The sequence below is a fragment of the Galbibacter sp. genome, assembly GCF_048266365.1.
Lineage (GTDB): Bacteria > Bacteroidota > Bacteroidia > Flavobacteriales > Flavobacteriaceae > Galbibacter.
In genome coordinates, this window is the sequence record NZ_JBLWZP010000020.1 from 1 (window position 1) to 20,021 (window position 20,021).

The 20,021-nt window shown below is 38.0% G+C and carries 23 protein-coding genes; 13 read left to right on the top strand and 10 right to left on the bottom strand.

Annotated features, from left to right (window positions below; translation table 11 throughout):
- The 6 genes from ACN0TV_RS16365 to ACN0TV_RS16390 form a co-directional block, all read left to right on the top strand.
- A partial coding sequence (locus ACN0TV_RS16365; RefSeq protein WP_417364363.1) for a transposase occupies positions 1-125 on the top strand: 125 nt, incomplete at its 5' end.
- A gap of 178 nt (positions 126-303) precedes the next feature.
- Positions 304-1,140 (top strand): dienelactone hydrolase family protein, encoded by an 837-nt coding sequence (locus ACN0TV_RS16370; protein WP_417364325.1) that lies wholly within the window; start codon positions 304-306, stop codon positions 1,138-1,140.
- A gap of 91 nt (positions 1,141-1,231) precedes the next feature.
- Positions 1,232-2,863: a M1 family metallopeptidase gene (locus ACN0TV_RS16375; protein ID WP_417364327.1), complete on the top strand. Its 1,632-nt coding sequence runs from the start codon at positions 1,232-1,234 to the stop codon at positions 2,861-2,863.
- 141 nt (positions 2,864-3,004) lie between these two features.
- Complete coding sequence (rlmD, locus tag ACN0TV_RS16380) at positions 3,005-4,414, top strand: 23S rRNA (uracil(1939)-C(5))-methyltransferase RlmD (RefSeq protein WP_417364329.1); 1,410 nt, start codon at positions 3,005-3,007, stop codon at positions 4,412-4,414.
- Between the two features lie 8 nt (positions 4,415-4,422).
- Positions 4,423-4,995 (top strand): DUF6452 family protein, encoded by a 573-nt coding sequence (locus ACN0TV_RS16385; RefSeq protein ID WP_417364331.1) that lies wholly within the window; start codon positions 4,423-4,425, stop codon positions 4,993-4,995.
- Entirely contained in the window at positions 4,976-5,773 is a 798-nt protein-coding gene (locus ACN0TV_RS16390; protein ID WP_417364333.1) for a DUF6048 family protein, read from the top strand. Before ACN0TV_RS16385 ends, ACN0TV_RS16390 begins: the two co-directional genes overlap by 20 nt.
- Before the next feature lie 16 nt (positions 5,774-5,789).
- On the opposite strand, the gene ACN0TV_RS16395 is transcribed toward ACN0TV_RS16390, so the two are convergent.
- Positions 5,790-6,023: a hypothetical protein gene (locus ACN0TV_RS16395; RefSeq protein ID WP_417364334.1), complete on the bottom strand. Its 234-nt coding sequence runs from the start codon at positions 6,021-6,023 to the stop codon at positions 5,790-5,792.
- 12 nt (positions 6,024-6,035) lie between these two features.
- On the bottom strand, positions 6,036-7,193 hold the full coding sequence (locus tag ACN0TV_RS16400; protein ID WP_417364336.1) for a THUMP domain-containing class I SAM-dependent RNA methyltransferase: 1,158 nt from the start codon (positions 7,191-7,193) through the stop codon (positions 6,036-6,038).
- A gap of 89 nt (positions 7,194-7,282) precedes the next feature.
- Here ACN0TV_RS16400 and ACN0TV_RS16405 point away from each other — a divergent pair, with 89 nt between their 5' ends.
- Positions 7,283-7,957, top strand: a complete 675-nt coding sequence (locus ACN0TV_RS16405) for a ZIP family metal transporter (RefSeq protein WP_417364338.1) — start codon at positions 7,283-7,285, stop codon at positions 7,955-7,957.
- Here the strand turns inward: ACN0TV_RS16405 and ACN0TV_RS16410 are convergent.
- Positions 7,950-9,146, bottom strand: coding sequence for a Gfo/Idh/MocA family protein (locus ACN0TV_RS16410; protein ID WP_417364340.1), 1,197 nt, complete (start codon positions 9,144-9,146; stop codon positions 7,950-7,952). The genes ACN0TV_RS16405 and ACN0TV_RS16410 overlap by 8 nt on opposite strands.
- A gap of 137 nt (positions 9,147-9,283) precedes the next feature.
- On the opposite strand from ACN0TV_RS16410, the gene ACN0TV_RS16415 reads away from it, so the two are divergent.
- The gene (locus ACN0TV_RS16415) at positions 9,284-9,712 is read left to right on the top strand and encodes a DUF4268 domain-containing protein (RefSeq protein ID WP_417364342.1); all 429 of its coding nucleotides are present in this window, start codon (positions 9,284-9,286) and stop codon (positions 9,710-9,712) included.
- 18 nt (positions 9,713-9,730) lie between these two features.
- Here the strand turns inward: ACN0TV_RS16415 and trhA are convergent, their stop codons facing one another.
- The gene (gene trhA / locus ACN0TV_RS16420; RefSeq protein WP_417364343.1) at positions 9,731-10,357 is read right to left on the bottom strand and encodes a PAQR family membrane homeostasis protein TrhA; all 627 of its coding nucleotides are present in this window, start codon (positions 10,355-10,357) and stop codon (positions 9,731-9,733) included.
- 115 nt (positions 10,358-10,472) lie between these two features.
- Between trhA and pepT the strand changes: the two genes are divergently transcribed.
- Positions 10,473-11,714, top strand: coding sequence for a peptidase T (pepT, locus tag ACN0TV_RS16425; RefSeq protein WP_417364345.1), 1,242 nt, complete (start codon positions 10,473-10,475; stop codon positions 11,712-11,714).
- Positions 11,715-11,806: 92 nt separating this feature from the next.
- Here the strand turns inward: pepT and yajC are convergent, their stop codons facing one another.
- The 4 genes from yajC to ACN0TV_RS16445 all read right to left on the bottom strand — a co-directional run bounded on the left by yajC (position 11,807) and on the right by ACN0TV_RS16445 (position 14,794).
- Entirely contained in the window at positions 11,807-12,097 is a 291-nt protein-coding gene (gene yajC, locus ACN0TV_RS16430; RefSeq protein WP_417364347.1) for a preprotein translocase subunit YajC, read from the bottom strand.
- Positions 12,098-12,130: 33 nt separating this feature from the next.
- Positions 12,131-12,577, bottom strand: a complete 447-nt coding sequence (locus ACN0TV_RS16435; protein WP_417364348.1) for a DUF1573 domain-containing protein — start codon at positions 12,575-12,577, stop codon at positions 12,131-12,133.
- Between the two features lie 81 nt (positions 12,578-12,658).
- The gene (nusB, locus tag ACN0TV_RS16440; protein WP_417364350.1) at positions 12,659-13,600 is read right to left on the bottom strand and encodes a transcription antitermination factor NusB; all 942 of its coding nucleotides are present in this window, start codon (positions 13,598-13,600) and stop codon (positions 12,659-12,661) included.
- A gap of 90 nt (positions 13,601-13,690) precedes the next feature.
- Positions 13,691-14,794 (bottom strand): Glu/Leu/Phe/Val dehydrogenase dimerization domain-containing protein, encoded by a 1,104-nt coding sequence (locus ACN0TV_RS16445; protein WP_417364352.1) that lies wholly within the window; start codon positions 14,792-14,794, stop codon positions 13,691-13,693.
- 135 nt (positions 14,795-14,929) lie between these two features.
- Between ACN0TV_RS16445 and ACN0TV_RS16450 the strand changes: the two genes are divergently transcribed.
- Together ACN0TV_RS16450 and ACN0TV_RS16455 are read left to right on the top strand one after the other, a co-directional pair.
- A complete protein-coding gene (locus ACN0TV_RS16450) occupies positions 14,930-16,687 on the top strand; it encodes an ABC transporter ATP-binding protein (RefSeq protein WP_417364353.1) in 1,758 nt (585 codons plus the stop codon).
- Positions 16,688-16,760: 73 nt separating this feature from the next.
- Positions 16,761-17,150: a PUR family DNA/RNA-binding protein gene (locus ACN0TV_RS16455; protein ID WP_417364354.1), complete on the top strand. Its 390-nt coding sequence runs from the start codon at positions 16,761-16,763 to the stop codon at positions 17,148-17,150.
- Between the two features lie 45 nt (positions 17,151-17,195).
- On the opposite strand, the gene ACN0TV_RS16460 is transcribed toward ACN0TV_RS16455, so the two are convergent.
- Positions 17,196-17,537, bottom strand: a complete 342-nt coding sequence (locus ACN0TV_RS16460) for a tRNA-binding protein (RefSeq protein WP_417364356.1) — start codon at positions 17,535-17,537, stop codon at positions 17,196-17,198.
- A 212-nt stretch (positions 17,538-17,749) separates the two neighbouring features.
- Here ACN0TV_RS16460 and ACN0TV_RS16465 point away from each other — a divergent pair, with 212 nt between their 5' ends.
- Both ACN0TV_RS16465 and ACN0TV_RS16470 read left to right on the top strand, forming a co-directional pair.
- Positions 17,750-18,307, top strand: coding sequence for a thioredoxin family protein (locus ACN0TV_RS16465; protein ID WP_417364358.1), 558 nt, complete (start codon positions 17,750-17,752; stop codon positions 18,305-18,307).
- 95 nt (positions 18,308-18,402) lie between these two features.
- Entirely contained in the window at positions 18,403-19,044 is a 642-nt protein-coding gene (locus tag ACN0TV_RS16470) for a peroxiredoxin (RefSeq protein ID WP_417364360.1), read from the top strand.
- A gap of 98 nt (positions 19,045-19,142) precedes the next feature.
- Here the strand turns inward: ACN0TV_RS16470 and ACN0TV_RS16475 are convergent, their stop codons facing one another.
- Positions 19,143-19,736: a hypothetical protein gene (locus tag ACN0TV_RS16475; protein ID WP_417364361.1), complete on the bottom strand. Its 594-nt coding sequence runs from the start codon at positions 19,734-19,736 to the stop codon at positions 19,143-19,145.
- Between the last annotated feature and the right edge of the window lie 285 nt (positions 19,737-20,021).

The following is a 20,021-nucleotide window of genomic DNA, read 5'->3' on the forward strand; positions in this document are numbered from 1 at the left end:
ACCCTGTATCTTTACAAAAACAATTTTGGCGTAAGCGTACTTTTTGGTCAGATGGGTATTTCGTTTGCGCTATTGGCCAGGCTAGTCCAGATACCATACCTCAGTACATACTTTCACAAGGTTAGTGTGTCGCTTACATCCCATCCACGCTAAAAAAGCGATGAATGGGTTTTACGCTCCGTTTTATAAATTATACAGTCATAGATCGATTTTCACACAACAACCGTACTCTAATAAAAATTAACCATACTGACTATCAAACATTTATTCTTATCTTTAGGTATCAAAAAATCAACAATCACCATGAAAACCATCCTTTTAATTATAGGTATAGCAGCAGCCGTTCTAGGTTGTAAATCTGATCAAAAAAAAGAAAATACAACTACGGCAGTGACCCAGGTTCAAGACCTTGTTGAACTCTCCGAGTCTCAGCGTCATCATGAGTGGGTTGATTTAAAAAGAGAACAAGGCACCTTCAAAGCCTTCGTGGTATACCCAGAGAGTAATACGGCCACCGATGCGGTGGTGGTCATCCACGAAAACCGGGGTTTGAATGATTGGGCACGATCCTTTGCGGATCAACTCGCATCAAAAGGTTATATAGTGATTGCTCCGGATCTTCTCTCCAATACCGTTGAGGGGATTGAGCGCACCACCGACTTTGAGAATTCTGACAAGGCTCGTGAAGCCATCTACAAACTAGACAGCCTCCAGGTCATCAAAGATTTAGACGCCAGCTTTGATTATGTAAAAAACTTAGATGCTTCAACTGCTAAAGTATCAGTTATCGGGTTCTGCTGGGGTGGAAGCCAAGCCTTTAACTATACCATCTCAAATCCTAATCTGGAGAATTCTATGGTATTTTACGGTACCGCCCCTGAGGATAAATCAACCTTCTCCAAAATAGACACCCCCATTTACGGCTTTTACGGCGCAAATGACAACCGTGTAAATGCCAGTATTCCAGCAACAGAAAAGGCCATGAAACAACACAATAAATCCTACCTCCCCGTGATTTATCAAGGAGCTGGTCATGCCTATATGAGACAAGGCGCAGCAGAAGATGCCAGTGTAGAAGAAAAAAAGGCTCACGATGATTCCTGGAAGCGAATGCTTACAATTTTAGAACAAACACATTAAATGAGCTGTTAAAAAGCATGAACATTTTGATTAATTTTCGGTTGATTTAAGCAATTTGGTTAGATTTGCTAATATTTTTTTTCGAATAGTTATGAAAAACAGCATACTTCTAGTTGTAGCGTTCATCTGTTGTGGGGTGTGGGCACAAGACAATCACAATTTCACAAGACAAGACACTTTAAGAGGAAGCATAACCCCGGAGCGGGAATGGTGGGATTTGAAATTTTACCACCTTAATGTTGCCGTTGAGCCAGATGATAAATTCATTTCAGGATCCAACGAGATTCGCTACGAAGTACTCCAACCCTATCAGGTATTACAGGTGGACTTGCAAACACCTCTTACCATTGAAAAAGTAACCCAAGACGGTGAAGTATTGGATGTTAAACATGAAGGAAATGCTCACTTTGTAAGTCTTAAAAAGAAACAGATTCCAGGAGCTACTAACCAGATCACAGTGTATTATTCCGGTCACCCGAAAGAGGCTGTTAGAGCGCCATGGGACGGTGGATTCTCATGGAAAAAAGATGAGACCGGAAAGCATTTCATAGCCACCTCATGTCAAGGTTTGGGCGCTAGTGTTTGGTGGCCGAACAAAGACCATATGTACGACGAGGTGGACAGCATGAAAATTAGTGTTACCGTTCCAGAGGATCTTATGGATGTTTCAAATGGTCAACTCATCGGAGTTGATCACGATAAAGAATCGAAAACCAGAACCTATCACTGGGCCGTTCAAAATCCTATAAACAATTACGGAGTCAATTTAAATATAGCCGACTATGTTCATTTTGAAGATATTTACAAGGGAGAAAAGGGCGAACTCCAATTAGATTTCTACGTGCTTAAAAACAACTTAGAAAAAGCCAAGGAACAATTTACTCAGGCCGAAAAAATGCTGGAGGCCTTTGAATATTGGTTTGGCCCCTATCCATTTTATGAGGATGGCTACAAGCTAGTCGAGGTTCCTTATCTAGGCATGGAACACCAGAGTTCAGTTACCTATGGAAATAAATATGAAAACGGTTATCTAGGTAGAGATGTGTCTGGTTCGGGTTGGGGACTGAAATTTGATTTCATTATTATCCATGAGAGTGCGCACGAATGGTTCGCCAACAACATTACCTATAAGGATATGGCAGATATGTGGATTCATGAAAGCTTCACATCCTATTCGGAGAACTTATATGTAGACTATTATTTTGGTAAAGAGGCTTCAGCGGAATACGTTTTAGGAATTCGTAAAAACATCGCTAATGATGGGCCTATTATAGGGCATTACAATGTCAACGATAGTGGTTCCGCAGATATGTATTACAAAGGAGCTAATATGCTACACACCCTTCGACAATTAATCGATGATGACCAAAAGTGGCGCGAAATTTTAAGAGGATTGAATAAGGAGTTTTACCATCAAACTGTTACTACAAAACAGATTGAAGATTATTTGTCTGAACATTCAGGAATTGACCTTAGCGCCTTTTTCAACCAATACTTAAGGACGGCTAAGATACCCAAGCTTCAACTCAAGGTCTCAGGAAAAACACTAAAGTATCGTTATGTAGATATTGTAGAGGATTTTGACATGCCGATACGCATCAGTGTTAATGCTGAGCAGCAATGGATACAACCCGACGGGAAATGGCAAAAACTCAAGACCTCCAATACTATAAAAGATGTGGAAGTCGACGAAAATTTTTACATTTACAACGAGCGCTTATAAGAGCGAAATACAATGCTTAAAAGAAAAAGGGAGAGGCAAATAAACACGCTTATACAAGAATGGGTTTATCCAAACAAAATCTTGTAATTTAACTCCCCAAATTTTAAGTAGCATTCGAACTAAAAGTCCTATTTTTGCAGCATGTCGAGAAAAAACAACAAACCATTTTTTGACCAGGTCGAAGTCATAGACGCCGGTGCTAAAGGCAAAGGAATTGCCAAAGCACCGGATGGTAGGGTTATCTTTCTACCCTACGCAGTGCCTGGAGATGTCGTAGCTGTTCAAGTTTTAAAAAAGCGAAAAGCTTACTTTGAAGGTAAAGTAGCCACACTTTACAAGCCCTCAGATAAGAGAGTTGAACCACGTTGTGAACACTTTGGGGTTTGCGGGGGATGTAAGTGGCAAAACATGGCTTATGAGCACCAATTACACTACAAACAAAAAGAAGTAGAAAACAACCTAATACGTATTGGAAAAGTAGCATTACCTTATAGTGTACCTATTTTGGGTTCTGAAAAACAATACTTCTACAGAAATAAAATGGAATTTTCTTTCTCTGATAGCCGTTGGTTAACAGCTGAAGAAATTGCTAGCAATCAAGAATTAGGAGATCGAAATGCATTAGGATTTCACATCCCGGGAATGTGGGATAAAATTCTGGATCTAGAGAACTGTTATCTGCAACAAGATCCTTCCGATGCCATCCGTACTGCGGTTAAGGAATTTGCCTTAAAGCACGATATGAAATTCTTTAACACCAGAGCGCAAACCGGACTACTTCGTACCTTAATGATCCGCACCTCCTCTAATGGTGAGATCATGGTACTTATTCAGTTCTATGATGATGTGGAGGCTGAAAGAACATTGTTATTAGATTATTTGAAACAGGAATTTCCTCAAATAACATCATTGCAATATGTAATCAATCAGAAGCCAAATGACACTATATACGATCAGGATGTCATTTGCTACTCGGGAAGAGACCATATCTTTGAGGAGATGGAAGGTTTGAAATTTAAAATAAATGCCAAATCATTTTATCAAACCAACTCACTTCAAGCCTATGAGCTGTATAAAATTACGCGAGATTTTGCAGATTTAAAAGGTGATGAGATTGTATACGACCTCTATACCGGTACGGGAACCATTGCGCAGTTTGTCGCTCAAAAAGCGAAAAAAGTTGTGGGTGTAGAAGCTGTACCTGAGGCCATAGAAGATGCAAAGGCAAACGCACAATTTAACAATATTGAAAACGTTAGCTTTTATGCCGGCGATATGAAGGCGGTTTTCAATGAGGAATTCATAGCAGCCAATGGCACCCCGGACGTTGTTATTACGGATCCGCCAAGAGATGGGATGCATAAAGACGTGGTAGCCCAACTTCTAAATATAGGCGCCGAAAAAATCGTTTATGTGAGCTGTAATAGTGCGACTCAGGCCAGAGACCTTGCTTTGATGGATCATATGTATAAAGTCACCAAAGTACAGGCAGTAGATATGTTTCCACAAACGCATCATGTAGAAAATGTCGTATTATTGACAAAAAGATAAACCAGCGGATGAAAAAAGTACTTGCCTTATTATTTATAATCAGTGCCTCATTGGCCTTCTTCTCATCTTGTGAGAAGGATGACATATGTCCCGGTGACACCCTCACAACGCCAGTACTTAAGCTTGGCTTTTACAACATATCCGCACAGGATCGTTTTAAGAGTGTTGCCAAATTAAGAGTAATTGGAATAAATGAAGACGGGAGTCAAAGAGATACTTTGAATACCTTCCCGGATCGGACCTCGCGAACTGAGATCAGCATTCCACTTCGAAGCAGTCAGTCCTATACGAGTTTCTTGTTTATTAAAAACTCTTCAGACCGCATTGATACTCTGGACAGCGGCGAACTTGAAACCGTAGAGCTTGGAAACATAGATACCTTACGTTTTAATTATACCCGACAGGAAGAATTTATATCTAGAGGGTGTGGTTATGCTGTTAGAATCACTGAGCTAGGTTATAACCTCAATCCGGATTATACAGACACTGTTCCCAACAACCAGGAATGGATAACTTCTGTCTTTGTCCAGGATCCTAATTTACAACATCAAGATACCGTCCATGTCAAAATTTATCACTAGTATATTTTTACTTTTAATCGGCAGCACTGCCATTGCACAAGATTCCCTTTTTGTTGAGACTGCAGCCATAGATACGGTCCAGGTTCAAAAGGCTAGTGATAGCACGGTCTACAAACAACGATATGGACTTCGGCTAGGTATAGATTTAAGCAAGCCGCTACGAAGTTTTTTAGAAGATGATTACAGAGGTCTGGAACTCTTAGCTGACTTTAGAATTTCTCACAACGTATACATCGCAGGTGCTATAGGAAATGAAGAAAAAACAAGACAAGAAGATAATTATAATTTTACCACTAGCGGTAGTTACTTAAAAATTGGATTGGATTGGAATACCTACGAGAATTGGTATGGTATGGAAAACATCATCAATCTTGGTTTTCGTGTTGGAGCAAGCTCTTTTAGCCAAACACTCAACTCCTATCAAATATACAATACCAATCAATATTGGAACGAGATTGAGTCAGGCATCAGCGGAGAAGATATGTTGGGTGAGCGTAGCGGACTTAACGCACAATGGGCAGAAATCGTCCTGGGAATGAAAGTGGAACTCGTTAGAAATATCTTTTTGGGCGCCAGTGTTCGTCTTAATTACCTCATCAATAATTCTGAATCCAGTAATTTCCCGAATTTATTTATTCCGGGCTTTAATAAGGTAACCGACGGAAGTAAATTTGGAGTTGGCTACAATTATTCCATCTCATACCTGATCCCTATCTTTAAGGCCAACAAGCCTCAAAAAAAGAAAGAAGATACTCAAGAAGAAACAGAAGACAACTAACTATAAGTCGCTCTGGTTAAAAGGTACGAATCCCTTTTAAGAATATCCATTTCAGTTTCACACGCTCTTTTCCATTCTCATGCACGGCGAAGAATTTAGGGCAAAGTATACTAGCTATAATAGCTGATGCCAATACAATAATGAGTTGATGTATTCCGGTAATAAAGTATAAAAGAGAGAATCTAAAAATTAAAAAGATCGCCATAAAGCAGATAAGATTTAATATAAAGACTTTTGTTTTCGTACTCATAATCCTTGTATTCTATTGATTAAACTTTGCTTTTTTACTTCCCGCGTAAATCTCGTATTTAAGTAAACGACTCTCCAATTTTCCATTAAAAAGTTTGATTTTCCTTGAAGGTCGAAGCCCTACATGCTTAATAGACTCCAAATTAGAGGTAATAAACCAGGCGTCAGTATGCGGGTATTTCTGTTTTAAAGTATCTCCTATATTTGCGTAAAACTCCTCCATGTTAATCGCAAGTCGTTCTCCATAGGGCGGGTTAAATACCATATGTAATTTCTCTTCAGATGCTTTTTCTGTTTGAAAGAAATCATTCTGTTCTACTTGAATATAGTCGGATAGATTAGCATTTTTAACGTTGTCAGTTGCTTTTCTAACAGCAGAAGACACCTTATCCAAGGCATAGATCTTATGGTGAAATTCCCTTACTCTCTTCAGCGAACTTTCTACAATCTTATCAAAGAGATCCTGGTCGTAATCTCCCCACTTTTCAAAAGCAAATTCTCTTCTGTTGATATTGGCCGGAATATTACATGCAATCATGGCAGCCTCAATTGGAATTGTACCACTACCACACATGGGATCCATAAAATCACTCTGACCATCCCAACCACTTAAAAGTATTAGTCCGGCAGCGAGTACTTCGTTAATCGGAGCGATATTGGTGGCTGTCTTATAACCTCGTTGATGTAGTGATTGCCCGGAACTGTCTAATGAAATTGTACATTCATTTTTTTGAATATGTACATTAACCCTCAAATCCGGATACTTCAAATCCACACTTGGTCTTTTATTATGTTGTTCGCGAAACTTATCCGCAATAGCATCTTTGGTTTTTAAAGCGATGTACAAAGAGTGGTTAAAAAGTTCAGAATTTACTGTGGCATCAATGGCAAAGGTGTGATCATAGCTCAAATACTGATTCCAATCCATACGGTATACCTTATCGTAGAGATCTTGTTCACTTTTCACCCTAAAACTATGAATGGGTTTTAGGATTTTTATGGCTGTTCTCAGGCATAAATTTGCCTTGTACATAAACCCTTTATCTCCTTCAAAAGAAACACTTCTCACCCCCTTCTCAACATTTAAAGCACCTAAATCTTTAAGCTCTTTTTCCAGCAGCTCCTCAAAACCAAACATGGTTTTAGCCAACATTTTATAATTATTCGACATTCTAACTTTACTTTGAAAAGCAAAAATACATTAATTTAGCGGTCTGGAATAAGCAAAACGCAGTAACCCTCTAAAAAAAGAACGACTTTATGCTAAATTATTTACTTCCAATATTGGCTGTACTGGCTGGATACATCTTTGTAGTGGTATTTAAATTTAGGAAACCGCAAAACTTAAAACTTTTTTTAGCATTCAGTGGTGCCTTTTTGTTGTCCATAACTGTATTTACACTGCTGCCGGAACTCTACCATCACAATACCGAAAAACATATCGGAGTGTATATCATGTTGGGTATCTTACTTCAAGTATTCTTGGAATTCTTCTCAAAGGGTGCTGAACACGGTCATATGCACCACGATGAACATCTCAAAACCTTTCCTTGGCTTTTGTTTATCAGTTTAAGTATACATTCGATACTAGAAGGCATCCCCATTCACAACCATGGCAGCTTGTTATGGGGAATCATCATCCACAAAATACCAGTGGCTATCATACTGAGCGCTTTCTTTTTAAATGCCGATATCGATCGCTATAAAAGCTCGTTATTCTTGATCCTTTTTGCGTTAATGACCCCGTTTGGAAGCTATTTGTCCCACACTTTTGAATTCATAGAAACATACTATTTTGAAATCTCTGCTGTTGTCGTTGGTATATTTTTACACATTTCAACGGTTATACTATTCGAAAGCTCCGAGGGTCATCGTTTCAATTTTAGAAAACTAATCGTAATTATCCTGGGTACTCTATGTGCCTACTTTATTTAAAAGGACTGACCTCTTTCCAGTACACAGGCTTTTTCTGATCCATAGCGTCAATTGCCATCTGTACTGCAATGGCTGTATTGCCTCCGGTTCGAGCATTCGATATAGGTTGTTTTCCCGAGCGAATACTGTCCCTAAAATCTATAAGAGCTTGCTTACTAGGGTCCTCATGATTAAACGGCAATGGAATCCCCTTACCTTCTACCCAACCACTTGTAATTGTAGCACCGGAAACCCCATCGACATCTCCAGTGGTTTTTGAAGTTTCAAGTTCACCTTCGGGATAGAACCACACCTTATTATAATCCATGATAAGGGTACCCTTATCCCCCATTACTTTGATCTGGTAGTCATCTTTAGCATTTGAAGTCAAACACATAAAGGTTGCTTTCACACCTTCTGGGTATTGATAAATCAAGTGGATGTTGTCATAGGTCTCACGACCATCCTTCCAATAATCGATACCGCCCACTCCCATGACATATTCAGGAGTTGATTGGGTCACCCAGTTGACGAAATCGATTTGGTGTGAGCATAATTCTGCTGCCAATCCTCCTGAGTATTCGCGATACATTCGCCAGTTAATTGCTCTTTCTAATGATGGATCCGGCACAGCTCTACGCCAATCCCAATTACGGTTCCATTGGCATTCAAAAGCCGTTATTTTACCTACCTTACCCTGACTTATCAGACGTACAACTTCTGAGTATAGCCTAGAGCTATGGTACTGATGGCCTGTCTGAACTATTTTTCCGGATCCTTCAGCGGCATCCACCAATTGTTTGATCTCCTGATAGCCTCTGGTCATTGTTTTCTCACAGTAGACATGTTTACCTGCCTTCAAGGCGTCTAAGGCAATTTTACCATGGGTAGCAAATGGAGTAGATATCAAGACCGCATCTATGGAATCATCCTTTAGTAATTTCTTATAATCCGTATAAGCTTTCGCTTGTTTTCCTGCCCGTTTTAGACCATTCTCCAAGCGGAATGGGAGAACATCGCAACAGGCAGCCACTTGAATACCAGGTATTTCATTGATAAACGGTATTAGACCCGATCCTCGATCTCCGGTTCCAATGACAGCGATGTTTATAGTTTCATTCATAGGTGAGAGTGAAGCTGCCATACTACTGAATACAGGAGTTGCGGCCAAAGCTAATGAGCCTTTCTTCACAAATTCTCTTCGTTTCATATTGAGGTTGATTTTTTATTTATATACATTAGGCGGTTCAAATTAAGGATTAAATTGCAAATTTTAAGTTTCATTTGATCCCGAATTTGTTAAATTGAGATATTTTTACCCTAATCAAATACAATTGTTACCCGTCTATGTTCAGTAAACAGGAATCAAAAGCACTCAGAAAGGAATTTTGGATCTCTTTTGGAAAATCATTTCCTCGCAAATGGATTTTATACAATACAAAAATCAAGGACTTTTCTTTTAAGTTCTATTTTGATACTAAAAAAGCTATTGTAACTCTTGACATCGAGAATCCTGATTTGGAAAAGAGAATTCATTACTATGAAAAAATGCAATCCTTGCAAAACGTGCTTGTGGAAAATTATCTTGAAAAGGCGATTTATGAAGATGTATATTTCCTAGACAATGGGAAGGAGATTTCTAGAATTTACCTTCAAAAGGATGGGGTGTGTATTCACAACAAAAACACTTGGCAAGAGGCCATGATTTTCTTCAATGAAACCATGACGAAATTTGAAGAGTTTTATGAGGATTTTGAAGATGTAATCAAATCCTAATTATCGGATTGGTACGGCTCAACCTCTTACGATACTTAAAATCATAAAGTAATGTGCAGCAGCGCCGCCTAGGACAAAAAAATGCCAAACAACATGTTGGTATTTAAGCCTTTTCATCGCATAAAATACCGCCCCAAAGGTGTAAAAGAATCCGCCAAGGATCATCAGATTCAGTTGCTGCTCACTTAAGGCCTCCAATACATTTCTCCCATCTAACACAACCAACCAACCCATAGCAAGGTAAAGCAGCAGCGAAACCATCTCAAATCGACCGGTGTAAAATAATTTCAGCAGCAACCCTAATAGACTTATAACCCATACACAAGTAAATAATATCCACCCATTACCATGGACTAAAGAAATTAAACAGACAGGAGTGTAACTGCCCGCGATCAAAAAATAAATGCAGATGTGATCTAGTTTTCTAAAGGTTGTTTTTAAGTCAACTTCCTTAATGGCATGATACCAAGATGACACGCCAAATAATAAAATAAAGGATATGCCATAGACCCAGATACTCAAGGTACTATAGGCACTTTGGTGTGTGTCTTGGGCAAGTAGATACGCCAGGCCAAATACTCCAAAAACAACCCCAACAACATGACTGTAGGTGTTCCACAATTCTTCCTTTGCCGTTTGATCCATACTGCAAATTTAATCATCTAATTTTCAATAGTCATCATAAAACTACTCGCATCAAGATTTGTAATCTATAGGCACTCTAAAAACAATAGCTTACTTTTGATAAAAAATTTTTGGTATGCAAAACATTATTGACCGATTTCTAAGCTATGTCGAAATTGATACCCAGTCTGATCCACAAAGCACTACCACGCCTAGCAGTGAAAAGCAATGGGTGCTTGCTAAGAAATTAGAACAGGAGCTCATCGAGATAGGAATGTCTGACGTTTCTTTGGATGAGAATGGCTATGTAATGGCCACTCTTCCTTCTAATGTAGAACGCATTATTCCTGTCATTGGATTTATTTCGCATTACGACACCTCTCCTGATTTTAAGGCCTCAGGTGTAAAGCCGAGAATAATCCCCAATTACGACGGCAAGGACATAATCCTAAACGAAGAAGAAAACATTGTGTTATCACCAAATTATTTCGATGACCTCAAACAGTACAAAGGTCAGACCCTAATAACTACTGATGGCACCACATTATTAGGCGCGGATGACAAAGCAGGAGTCACTGAGATTGTCACTGCGATGGAATACCTGATCAACAATCCACATATTCATCACGGCACCGTAAGAATTGCCTTTACGCCTGATGAAGAAATAGGTAGAGGAGCTCATAAATTTGATGTTAAGAAATTCGGTGCGCAATGGGCTTATACTATGGATGGTTCTCAAATTGGTGAGCTGGAATACGAGAATTTCAATGCTGCAGAAGTCGTAGTTACCGTCAAGGGAAAAAGTGTACATCCAGGATACGCCAAAGGAAAAATGATCAATGCGATCAACATTTTAAATGAGTTTTTATCCCTGCTTCCAAAAAAAGAAAGACCTCAATATACAGCTCATAGAGAAGGTTTTTTTCACTTCCATAGTATCGAAGGAAATGTTAGTCTTGCAAAGGCTACAGGGATTATTAGAGATCATGATCGCGTCAAATTTGACGCTCGCAAGGAACTCGTAGAACAAATCATAGGAGATCTTACAGATCGTTTTGGAAATATTATCAACTTGGAGATACAGGATCAATATTACAATATGAAAGAAAAGATTGAGCCGGTAATACACATTGTTGAAATCGCCGAGCAAGCTATGTTGGATCTCGATATCGAGCCGATTATTAAACCAATACGCGGTGGTACTGACGGATCACAACTCTCCTACATGGGTCTACCCTGCCCTAATATATTTGCCGGCGGTCATAACTTTCACGGCCCTTATGAATATGTCCCTGTAGAGAGTATGGCTAGAGCTACGGATGTGATTGTGAAAATCGTCGAGCTCACTTCCAAGTATTACATCGATAAAGAGGACTAACCAAAGATCTCAACTCAGAAGTAGGTACCATAAAAAAAAGCACCAAGATGAAATCAAATTCTTCTTGGTGCTTTTTTAATTATTGTAAAAAATTATTTACCTTCTTTTACAGGAGCATTTAATTTTTGTGACAAATCTAAAGAAAGTGCAGATCTTTCGAATTTGAGTTTTCCGGCCAAGGTTTCAATTACACATGTTCCGTCATTTCCCAATTCTAGGATCTTTCCATGTAAACCGCTTTTGGTTACTATACGATCACCTTTTTTAAGTTCTTGTGCGAATTTTTTTTCCTGTTTTTGTTTTTTCATTTGAGGACGTATCATTAAGAAATACATCACTGCAATGATCAAAATAAAAGGGGCAAATTGATTAAGTGCTTCCATTAAAATTTATTTACGCTTTAGGTTACTTTGTATTTAAGCTTTTGGCTCTACAAAGGCTTTTATTTTCAATTGCTCAGTACCATTAGCAGTATTAGCAGAAATGGTAATTGTTTTAGAAATTCCGTTAAGACCACTACCGTTATATTTCACTAGAATTTCTCCAGTTTCTCCAGGTGCAACCGGTCCTTCAGGTTTTTCCGGAATAGTACACCCACAGCTACTTCTTGCATTGGTTACAATTAGAGGTGCATCTCCGGTGTTTTTGAATTTAAATACATGCTCTACATCTTTTCCTTGTGGGATGTTTCCAAAGTCATATTCAGTTTCCTCGAAAGTCATCACAGGAAGTTTTGTCGAAGCCTCATCTCTTTGTTCAGCCTGAGCGACGTTTTCTTCTTTTACTTTCTTAGAGGCATCTTCTTTACATGAGGTAAAACTCAAACCTACTAAGGCTACAAATGCTAAAAAAAATTGTTTCATTTTTGTTGGGTTTTAGTTATATTTTGGTTTCAATTTGGATACACAATCCTAAATGTTGCCGCCAAAAATACTAATATTTCTTTACATAAGGCCGCGGCCAGATTTATTTAACGTATTGTTGGCTTTATACTCTTTCACAAGTTTATCCAATATACCATTAATAAAGATACTACTTTTTGGAGTACTGTATTCCTTGGCAATTTCTAAATATTCATTGATGGTAACCTTAACCGGAATCGATGGAAAATACAAAAACTCACAAATTGCCATCTTAAGCAAAAGTGAATCCAATTCTGCGATCCGATCTGTATCCCAATTTGGTGTTTTCCCTTCGATCTCTTGTTGAATCTTCTCATCGTTTAGGACGGTCTTTTTAAACAACAGATTTGCGAATTCTTTATCCTCTGAATCTTTAAATAAAGGAGGGTGGAAATAATCGTCTTCACAAACGGGTTTTACCTTTTTAATCATTTTGAGAAGCAGTGTGTTGACTAGGGGCAAATCATCAACCCAGGTGAGTTTCTTGTCCTCTATATATTCAAAGAGCTTCTCATTTGGAGCAATCACTTCTTGATACAACTGCACGATAAACTTACGATCCTCTTTGAAGTCAGAAGTTTCCTGATTCAAGTACTCGCTATAAGCTTCACTTTGAGTGATTTCTTTATAGAGTATATTAACATACTCCTGATCCAAGTCCCAACTAATTTTACGAGCCTCTAGTTTATCTGCCAAAACCTGGTCATTAACCAAGGCCTGCAATACTGGATTTTCAATAAATTTACGTTTGGGATTCTTTTCCTCTTTTGTAGCTAAGTATTTTTTCTGAGAAAGTGTTAGCTGTTCTTCTGCCTGTTTTTGGATCTCAACCAACAACCCTAGCAAGGTGAGGTATAAGTTATACATATTCTCCATGCTTGTTCCTAAGAACTTCGCTTCCTTGTCTAAATCAGTGTTTTTAGAAGTTGTAAACGCATAAACTGATTGCATTACTTTAACCCTGATGTGTCTTCTTGTTAACATGCCTAAGAACTTACTTACCAATAATTAAAAAAATAGGGCGAAGAATGATTTCTTTCGCCCTGCAAAAATAGAATTATTTTATAAATCAAGTTATTTTTTTGATGCTAATTTTTGGTTATCAATACGTTCTTGTGCTTTATTTAATGCTGCTTGATGCGTAGTGATTTGATTCTCTTCAGCATACTTGAAAATTTCAAGCGTGGTATTGTAGATGTTTTCTGTTTTTTCAAGGATCTCAGCCTTGCCATATCCTTCTAGCTCAGCATAGACATTTATGATACCTCCAGCGTTGATTAAGAAGTCCGGCGCATAGGCAATTCCTCTTTCCATCAGGATATTACCATGCACTTTCTCATCCGCCAACTGATTGTTTGCAGCACCGGCAATGACTTTAGTTTTAATTACCTTTACGGTGCTGTCATTAATTGTTGCCCCCAGGGCACAAGGTGCGTAAACATCCAATTCATGATTAAAAATCTCATCGCCGGGAACAATGGTTGCCTGGTATTTTTTGCTCAATTCTAAAAGCCGTTCTTGATTGATGTCCGAAATTAGGATTTGAGCTCCTTCATTATATAAACGATCTACTAGCGATGCTCCAACATGACCAATACCTTGAACCAAGACTTTCTTCCCTTCCATGGATGAGGATCCAAACCTGTAGTTCACAGCAGCTTTCATACCCATAAACACTCCATAAGCAGTAATTGGCGAAGGATTCCCGGTACCGCCCTTAGATTCAGATATTCCTGTTACATAAGGAGTCACTTCACGCACCGTGTCCATATCAGAGGTTTCCATTCCCACATCCTCTGCGGTGATGTATTTACCTCCTAAGGAGTTTACAAATTCTCCGAATTTTCGCATCAGCTCCGGTGTTTTTTGAGTTTTAGCGTCACCAATGATAACCGCTTTTCCTCCTCCGAGGTTTAGACCTGTGATAGCAGATTTAAAGGTCATCCCCCTAGAAAGGCGCAATACGTCGTTTAATGCCTCCCACTCATTGGCATATTTCCACATTCTGGTACCACCAAGTGCCGGTCCCAAAACTGTATTGTGAATTCCAATAATTGCTTTTAATCCTGTATCTTTGTCATGACAAAATACGATCTGCTCGTGGTCATTAAAAGAAAGCTGACCGAATACCGGGTCAACTTTCATAAGATCTTTAGCTTGTAAGATTTCTGTATCCATTTTAATGTCTCATTTTTATTAGATATTGAAGTATTGTCAAAATTATTGTGCAAAAATAAGAATAATTTAAATTCAAACTGTAAAACAGGGGTTAAATTGATGATAATTCAACAAACCCATCCTCAAAACTCGCAAATGAAGGAACTAAAATATATCAATAAATATTTCAAAAAGTACAAATGGCAACTGATTATTGGAATGTTTATTACCATTCTCGCCACGGTATTTAGGTTGGTATTGCCGGAATATGTTGAGCAATCCGTCACTACGGTTGAACAATATATTCTAAACGAAAACACAGATCTATCGGTAGTAAAATCCAAACTACTCAATTACATTTTGATCATTATAGGTACATCCGCATTATCAGCGCTATTTACCTTTTTAATGCGCCAAACCATCATAAATATATCACGTTATATCGAGTTTGATTTAAAAAATGAGGTGTATCAACAATATCAAAGATTATCGGTAAACTTTTACAAAAAAAACAGGACCGGTGATTTGATGAATCGTATCAGTGAAGATGTCGGTCAGGTTAGGATGTATGCCGGTCCCGCCATTCTCTACAGCATACAAACCATTACGCTCTTCATATGTGTGATTCCCCTGATGTTTTATACGGCTCCAAAACTGGCAGCCTATACTTTGATTCCATTACCCATCTTGTCAATATTGATTTACAACATTAGCAAGATTATCCACAAGAGAAGTACCAAGGTTCAACAATACCTTTCGACACTCTCAACCTTCACCCAAGAAACCTTTTCCGGTGTATCGGTTATCAAGGCATATGGAATTGAGCCAAGGATTGATCAGCAAATCAATGCCCTTGCATTAGAAGGAAAGCAGACCAATATGAACCTTGCCAAGGTTAATGCTTGGTTTTTCCCTTTAATGATTCTACTGATAGGTCTTAGTAATATCTTTGTAATTTACATTGGAGGTCTACAATATATCAATGGAGAAATCGCAAGTACCGGGGTCATTCTGAAATTCATTATATATGTCAATATGTTGACCTGGCCGGTGGCAACTGTTGGTTGGGTAACCTCCATAGTACAGCGTGCAGAGGCTTCACAGAAAAGGATTAATGAATTTATGAATCTCAAACCTGAGATCGTTAACACCAATGAAAACCCAACAGAAATAGACGGAAACATTAGTTTCGAGAATGTTAGTTTCACCTATGACGATACAGGTATTACGGCATTAAAAAACCTCTCTTTTGATATCCCGAAAGGTGAAACATTAGCCATCATAGGAAAAACAGGCTCAGGTAAGTCCACTATATTAGACCTTATCGGGAGGATGTATGAAGTTGATCAAGGAGTCATCAAGATTGACAAGACTCCGATCGAACAATTAAATCTGAATGATCTACGGAACAGTATTGGTGTAGTCCCGCAGGAGGCATTTTTATTTTCCGACAGCATCAAAAACAATATCAAATTTGGCAACATTCAGGCGGATCAACAACAAATTGAAAGCGCAGCTAAGCTTGCAGCAGTACATGACAACATCATGGGCTTCAGCAAAAAATATGAAACAGTATTGGGAGAGCGTGGAATCACTCTAAGTGGTGGTCAGAAACAACGTGTATCCATCGCCCGTGCGCTCATTAAACAACCAAAGATTTACTTGTTTGATGATTGCTTATCTGCAGTGGATACGGAAACTGAAGAAGAAATCTTAAGCAACCTTAAAAAGATATCCCACAACAGCACAACAGTTATTGTGAGTCATCGTATTTCATCGGCTAAAAACGCAGATAAAATCATCGTAATTGACCAGGGTCAAATCATAGAACAAGGGACTCATAATCAACTTTTAAACCTTAAAAGCTACTATTACGAATTGTATCAAAATCAACTTTCAGAAAAAGAAAACTAGAAATTTTGTTGTATACCTTCATTTTTTTTTACATTTTTGATTTCGTTAACAATAAATAGAATTTAGAGGAATTATGAGCGATAAAGATTTTGTAGAGAAAGATGAGATATTCTCTAAAGTGCTGAGAGCCGGAAGGAGAACGTATTTCTTTGATGTTAGAGGAACCAAAGCTGGTGATTATTACCTAACCATTACTGAAAGCAAAAAGTTCACTCATGATGATGGATCTTACCACTACAAAAAGCATAAGATTTATCTATACAAAGAAGATTTTAGTGCATTCCAGGAAAATCTAACAGAAATGATTGATTACATCATTAACGAAAAAGGAGAAGAAGTAATTTCGGAGCGCCATCAAAAAGACTTCAAAAAAGATAGTTTTTCGGACGATCAAGACGAAAATCAAGAAGAAGTTTCTGTCGCCACGGAAAAGTTCACCGATATAAGTTTCGACGATATATAAAATCACTTAAACCGCTAGCAGTCTTGTTAGCGGTTTTTTTATCCACTAACCCACCCTAAGTCCATTTTCAGTTTTCAAACTTGGACTGAGTAGGCTGATATCGTTATCTTCCCCAACCGCCCCTATAACTAGGCATTCACTCATAAAATTGGCAATTTGCTTCTTTGGAAAGTTTACAACTGCTACCAGTTGCATTCCGATCAAATCTTCCTTTTGATATCGCTTGGTGATTTGTGCAGAGGTTTTCAACACCCCTATTTCCGATCCGAAATCTATTTCTAATTGGTAAGCCGCTCGCTTAGCTTTAGGGAAATCCCGAACCTCAATTACCGTACCTACCCTCATATCAACTTTGGTAAACTCATCCCAAGTCAAATTTTTATCCATTATTATATTTTTTTTGGAAAAGGTACAATTTCCTGAACAAAAAATCAATGCAGATAAAGGGGGAAATCATAAGCACTAGCCTAGGATGTCCTTAAAAATCCGGTTGTATATCGGACCGATAAGAATATAACAAATCAATCCAAATCAAATCTTAAAGTCTTTTCATAAATAGATCTGAATTTGTAATTTACAGCAAATATAAAATAAGAACCATGGCAAGAACAGAAAGTAATATGCTACCTCTGGGAACAAAGGCACCGAATTTTGAATTACCAGACAGTATTTCAGGTAGAAAGTTAAAACTAAGCGATGTCTATGGGGAAAAGGCAACTGTAATTATGTTTATTTGTAATCACTGCCCATACGTAAATCATTTAAATAAGGAAATTGTTAAGCTCGCTAAGGATTACGCCGCCAGTGATGTTGGTTTTGTTGCTATATCCAGTAATGATATCGAAAAATATCCGGAGGATGCACCTGATAAAATGAAGGTTCAAGCAGAGCAACTCGGGTATAGCTTTCCGTACCTTTATGATCAAACACAGGAAGTAGCCAAAGCTTATGATGCTGCATGTACTCCAGATTTTTATGTCTTTGACAGAAATCTAGAATTAATGTACAGAGGGCAATTTGATGATTCCAGACCTGGTAACAGTATGCCGATAACCGGAAGGGACATCCGCACAGCTATCGACGCTACGATTATGGGAAAACGCATCTATAAAGAACAAAAGCCAAGTATAGGGTGCAATATTAAATGGAAGGAGTAATTTTTGCTGCTTTTAACAATCTTTTATTAGCATAAACTGAATTTAGTATCTATTAATCTAGTAAATTTGTAGACTAATATAAAAATCAAAACATTATGGCAACACTAAGACTAGGAGACACTGCTCCTGACTTCAATGCCCTAACCACAGAGGGCGAAATTAATTTTCACGAGTATCTAGGTGATGGATGGGGTGTTCTATTTTCTCACCCTGCGGATTATACTCCGGTTTGTACAACTGAATTAGGAGCTGTTGCAAATTACAAAGATGAATTCACTAAACGTAACGCTAAGGTTATAGCTATTAGCGTCGATGGAATTGATTCTCACCACGGCTGGATTAAAGACATCAACGAAACTCAAAACACGGTGGTTGACTATCCAATTATCGCTGATGAGAATCGTAAGGTAGCGGATCTTTATGACATGATTCATCCTAAAGCCAATGCAACAGGAACTGTACGTTCTGTATTTGTTATCGGCCCGGACAAAACCATCAAACTTATGATCACTTACCCGGCATCAACCGGACGTAACTTTGATGAAATTCTACGTGTTATTGATTCACTACAGCTTACAGCTTATCACAAGGTCGCAACCCCGGCGAATTGGAAACAAGGTGATGATGTTGTAATTAGCCCTTCAATTTCTAATGAGGACGCCAAAGGCATCTTTACCAAAGGATTTAAAGAGGTAAAACCTTATTTACGTTTAACACCACAACCAAATATTGACTAAAGCAATTTAGTTCATACAACATTATATAAAAACTCCTTTACAGGAGTTTTTTTATACTTAGTTATCAAATACGGATCCTGTACAATCCGAATCAATCACTATTGTTGCCATGTAGACCTACCTTCCATGTCAAACATTTCAATACTTGGGTTACCAAGGCTATCCACCTTTAAAATAATTCTTGGAATTTCATTACTGTCCTTTATCACCAAAGAAGCATTCCCGTTTTCCGTGAGAAGATTAATTCGGTTTGTGTTATAACCAACCTTTCCTGAGTGATCTTTATCATTAATAATCAAACCAGCTTTAAAATAATTATCGTTCTTATTATCTTGAGCAAACAAACCAACTGCATCTGCATTCTGATAATCAAATGCCAAAGCATTAAAATTGGTTTCCTTAGTATCGGTAATTGCTATACCACCTCTTTCATCACCCTTCCTGTCGTAAAAGATAATTCCTGCAGGGTGAACAGCACGTTCATACGCCTTTCCACTGATAATTGGTGGCGGTATATGATCCATATTTGAAATAATAACTCTATTACTTCCAGATTTGTCTTTAACATTAATCCTTTCAGCTTCCATAATATTGTTATTGGAGCCACCTAAAAGCATATAGGAGACCATACCCAATAGAACAATGTTAAATAGTATTAGGGTACCCATCAGGATTTTAAATGATTTTTTCATGATTAAAAATGTTTAGTTGTTAGTTAGAAAATAAGGTTACAAGAATAGTATAAATATTGATTCTTTCGGAAGTTTTACGGAAAAAAACACTCATTTATATCTACGTAGATCACTCAAAAAGTGATGTAATTACAATACAATTATAAAAAACTATTAAGTATAGGGGGTAGGAGTGTATTATAGAGGATTATAATCAGTGAAGTATTTCAGAAAAGGGCAAAAAAAAATCCTGATGCTTTAAAAACATCAGGATCTTTAAAAGAAGGCGGCGACCTACTCTCCCAC

Excerpts from the sequence above, each read along its gene's own strand:
- ACN0TV_RS16410 (WP_417364340.1), bottom strand. The coding sequence starts at position 9,146 with ATGAAACGAAGAGAATTTGTGAAGAAAGGCTCATTAGCTTTGGCCGCA.
- ACN0TV_RS16370 (WP_417364325.1), top strand. The coding sequence starts at position 304 with ATGAAAACCATCCTTTTAATTATAGGTATAGCAGCAGCCGTTCTAGGT.
- ACN0TV_RS16475 (WP_417364361.1), bottom strand. The coding sequence starts at position 19,736 with ATGAAAAAATCATTTAAAATCCTGATGGGTACCCTAATACTATTTAAC.
- pepT (WP_417364345.1), top strand. The coding sequence starts at position 10,473 with ATGCAAAACATTATTGACCGATTTCTAAGCTATGTCGAAATTGATACC.
- ACN0TV_RS16400 (WP_417364336.1), bottom strand. The coding sequence starts at position 7,193 with ATGTCGAATAATTATAAAATGTTGGCTAAAACCATGTTTGGTTTTGAG.
- ACN0TV_RS16390 (WP_417364333.1), top strand. The coding sequence starts at position 4,976 with ATGTCAAAATTTATCACTAGTATATTTTTACTTTTAATCGGCAGCACT.
- ACN0TV_RS16395 (WP_417364334.1), bottom strand. The coding sequence starts at position 6,023 with ATGAGTACGAAAACAAAAGTCTTTATATTAAATCTTATCTGCTTTATG.
- ACN0TV_RS16455 (WP_417364354.1), top strand. The coding sequence starts at position 16,761 with ATGAGCGATAAAGATTTTGTAGAGAAAGATGAGATATTCTCTAAAGTG.
- ACN0TV_RS16460 (WP_417364356.1), bottom strand. The coding sequence starts at position 17,537 with ATGGATAAAAATTTGACTTGGGATGAGTTTACCAAAGTTGATATGAGG.
- ACN0TV_RS16415 (WP_417364342.1), top strand. The coding sequence starts at position 9,284 with ATGTTCAGTAAACAGGAATCAAAAGCACTCAGAAAGGAATTTTGGATC.
- ACN0TV_RS16470 (WP_417364360.1), top strand. The coding sequence starts at position 18,403 with ATGGCAACACTAAGACTAGGAGACACTGCTCCTGACTTCAATGCCCTA.
- nusB (WP_417364350.1), bottom strand. The coding sequence starts at position 13,600 with ATGTTAACAAGAAGACACATCAGGGTTAAAGTAATGCAATCAGTTTAT.
- ACN0TV_RS16375 (WP_417364327.1), top strand. The coding sequence starts at position 1,232 with ATGAAAAACAGCATACTTCTAGTTGTAGCGTTCATCTGTTGTGGGGTG.
- ACN0TV_RS16435 (WP_417364348.1), bottom strand. The coding sequence starts at position 12,577 with ATGAAACAATTTTTTTTAGCATTTGTAGCCTTAGTAGGTTTGAGTTTT.
- ACN0TV_RS16450 (WP_417364353.1), top strand. The coding sequence starts at position 14,930 with ATGAAGGAACTAAAATATATCAATAAATATTTCAAAAAGTACAAATGG.
- ACN0TV_RS16405 (WP_417364338.1), top strand. The coding sequence starts at position 7,283 with ATGCTAAATTATTTACTTCCAATATTGGCTGTACTGGCTGGATACATC.
- ACN0TV_RS16445 (WP_417364352.1), bottom strand. The coding sequence starts at position 14,794 with ATGGATACAGAAATCTTACAAGCTAAAGATCTTATGAAAGTTGACCCG.
- trhA (WP_417364343.1), bottom strand. The coding sequence starts at position 10,357 with ATGGATCAAACGGCAAAGGAAGAATTGTGGAACACCTACAGTCATGTT.
- yajC (WP_417364347.1), bottom strand. The coding sequence starts at position 12,097 with ATGGAAGCACTTAATCAATTTGCCCCTTTTATTTTGATCATTGCAGTG.
- ACN0TV_RS16465 (WP_417364358.1), top strand. The coding sequence starts at position 17,750 with ATGGCAAGAACAGAAAGTAATATGCTACCTCTGGGAACAAAGGCACCG.
- rlmD (WP_417364329.1), top strand. The coding sequence starts at position 3,005 with ATGTCGAGAAAAAACAACAAACCATTTTTTGACCAGGTCGAAGTCATA.
- ACN0TV_RS16385 (WP_417364331.1), top strand. The coding sequence starts at position 4,423 with ATGAAAAAAGTACTTGCCTTATTATTTATAATCAGTGCCTCATTGGCC.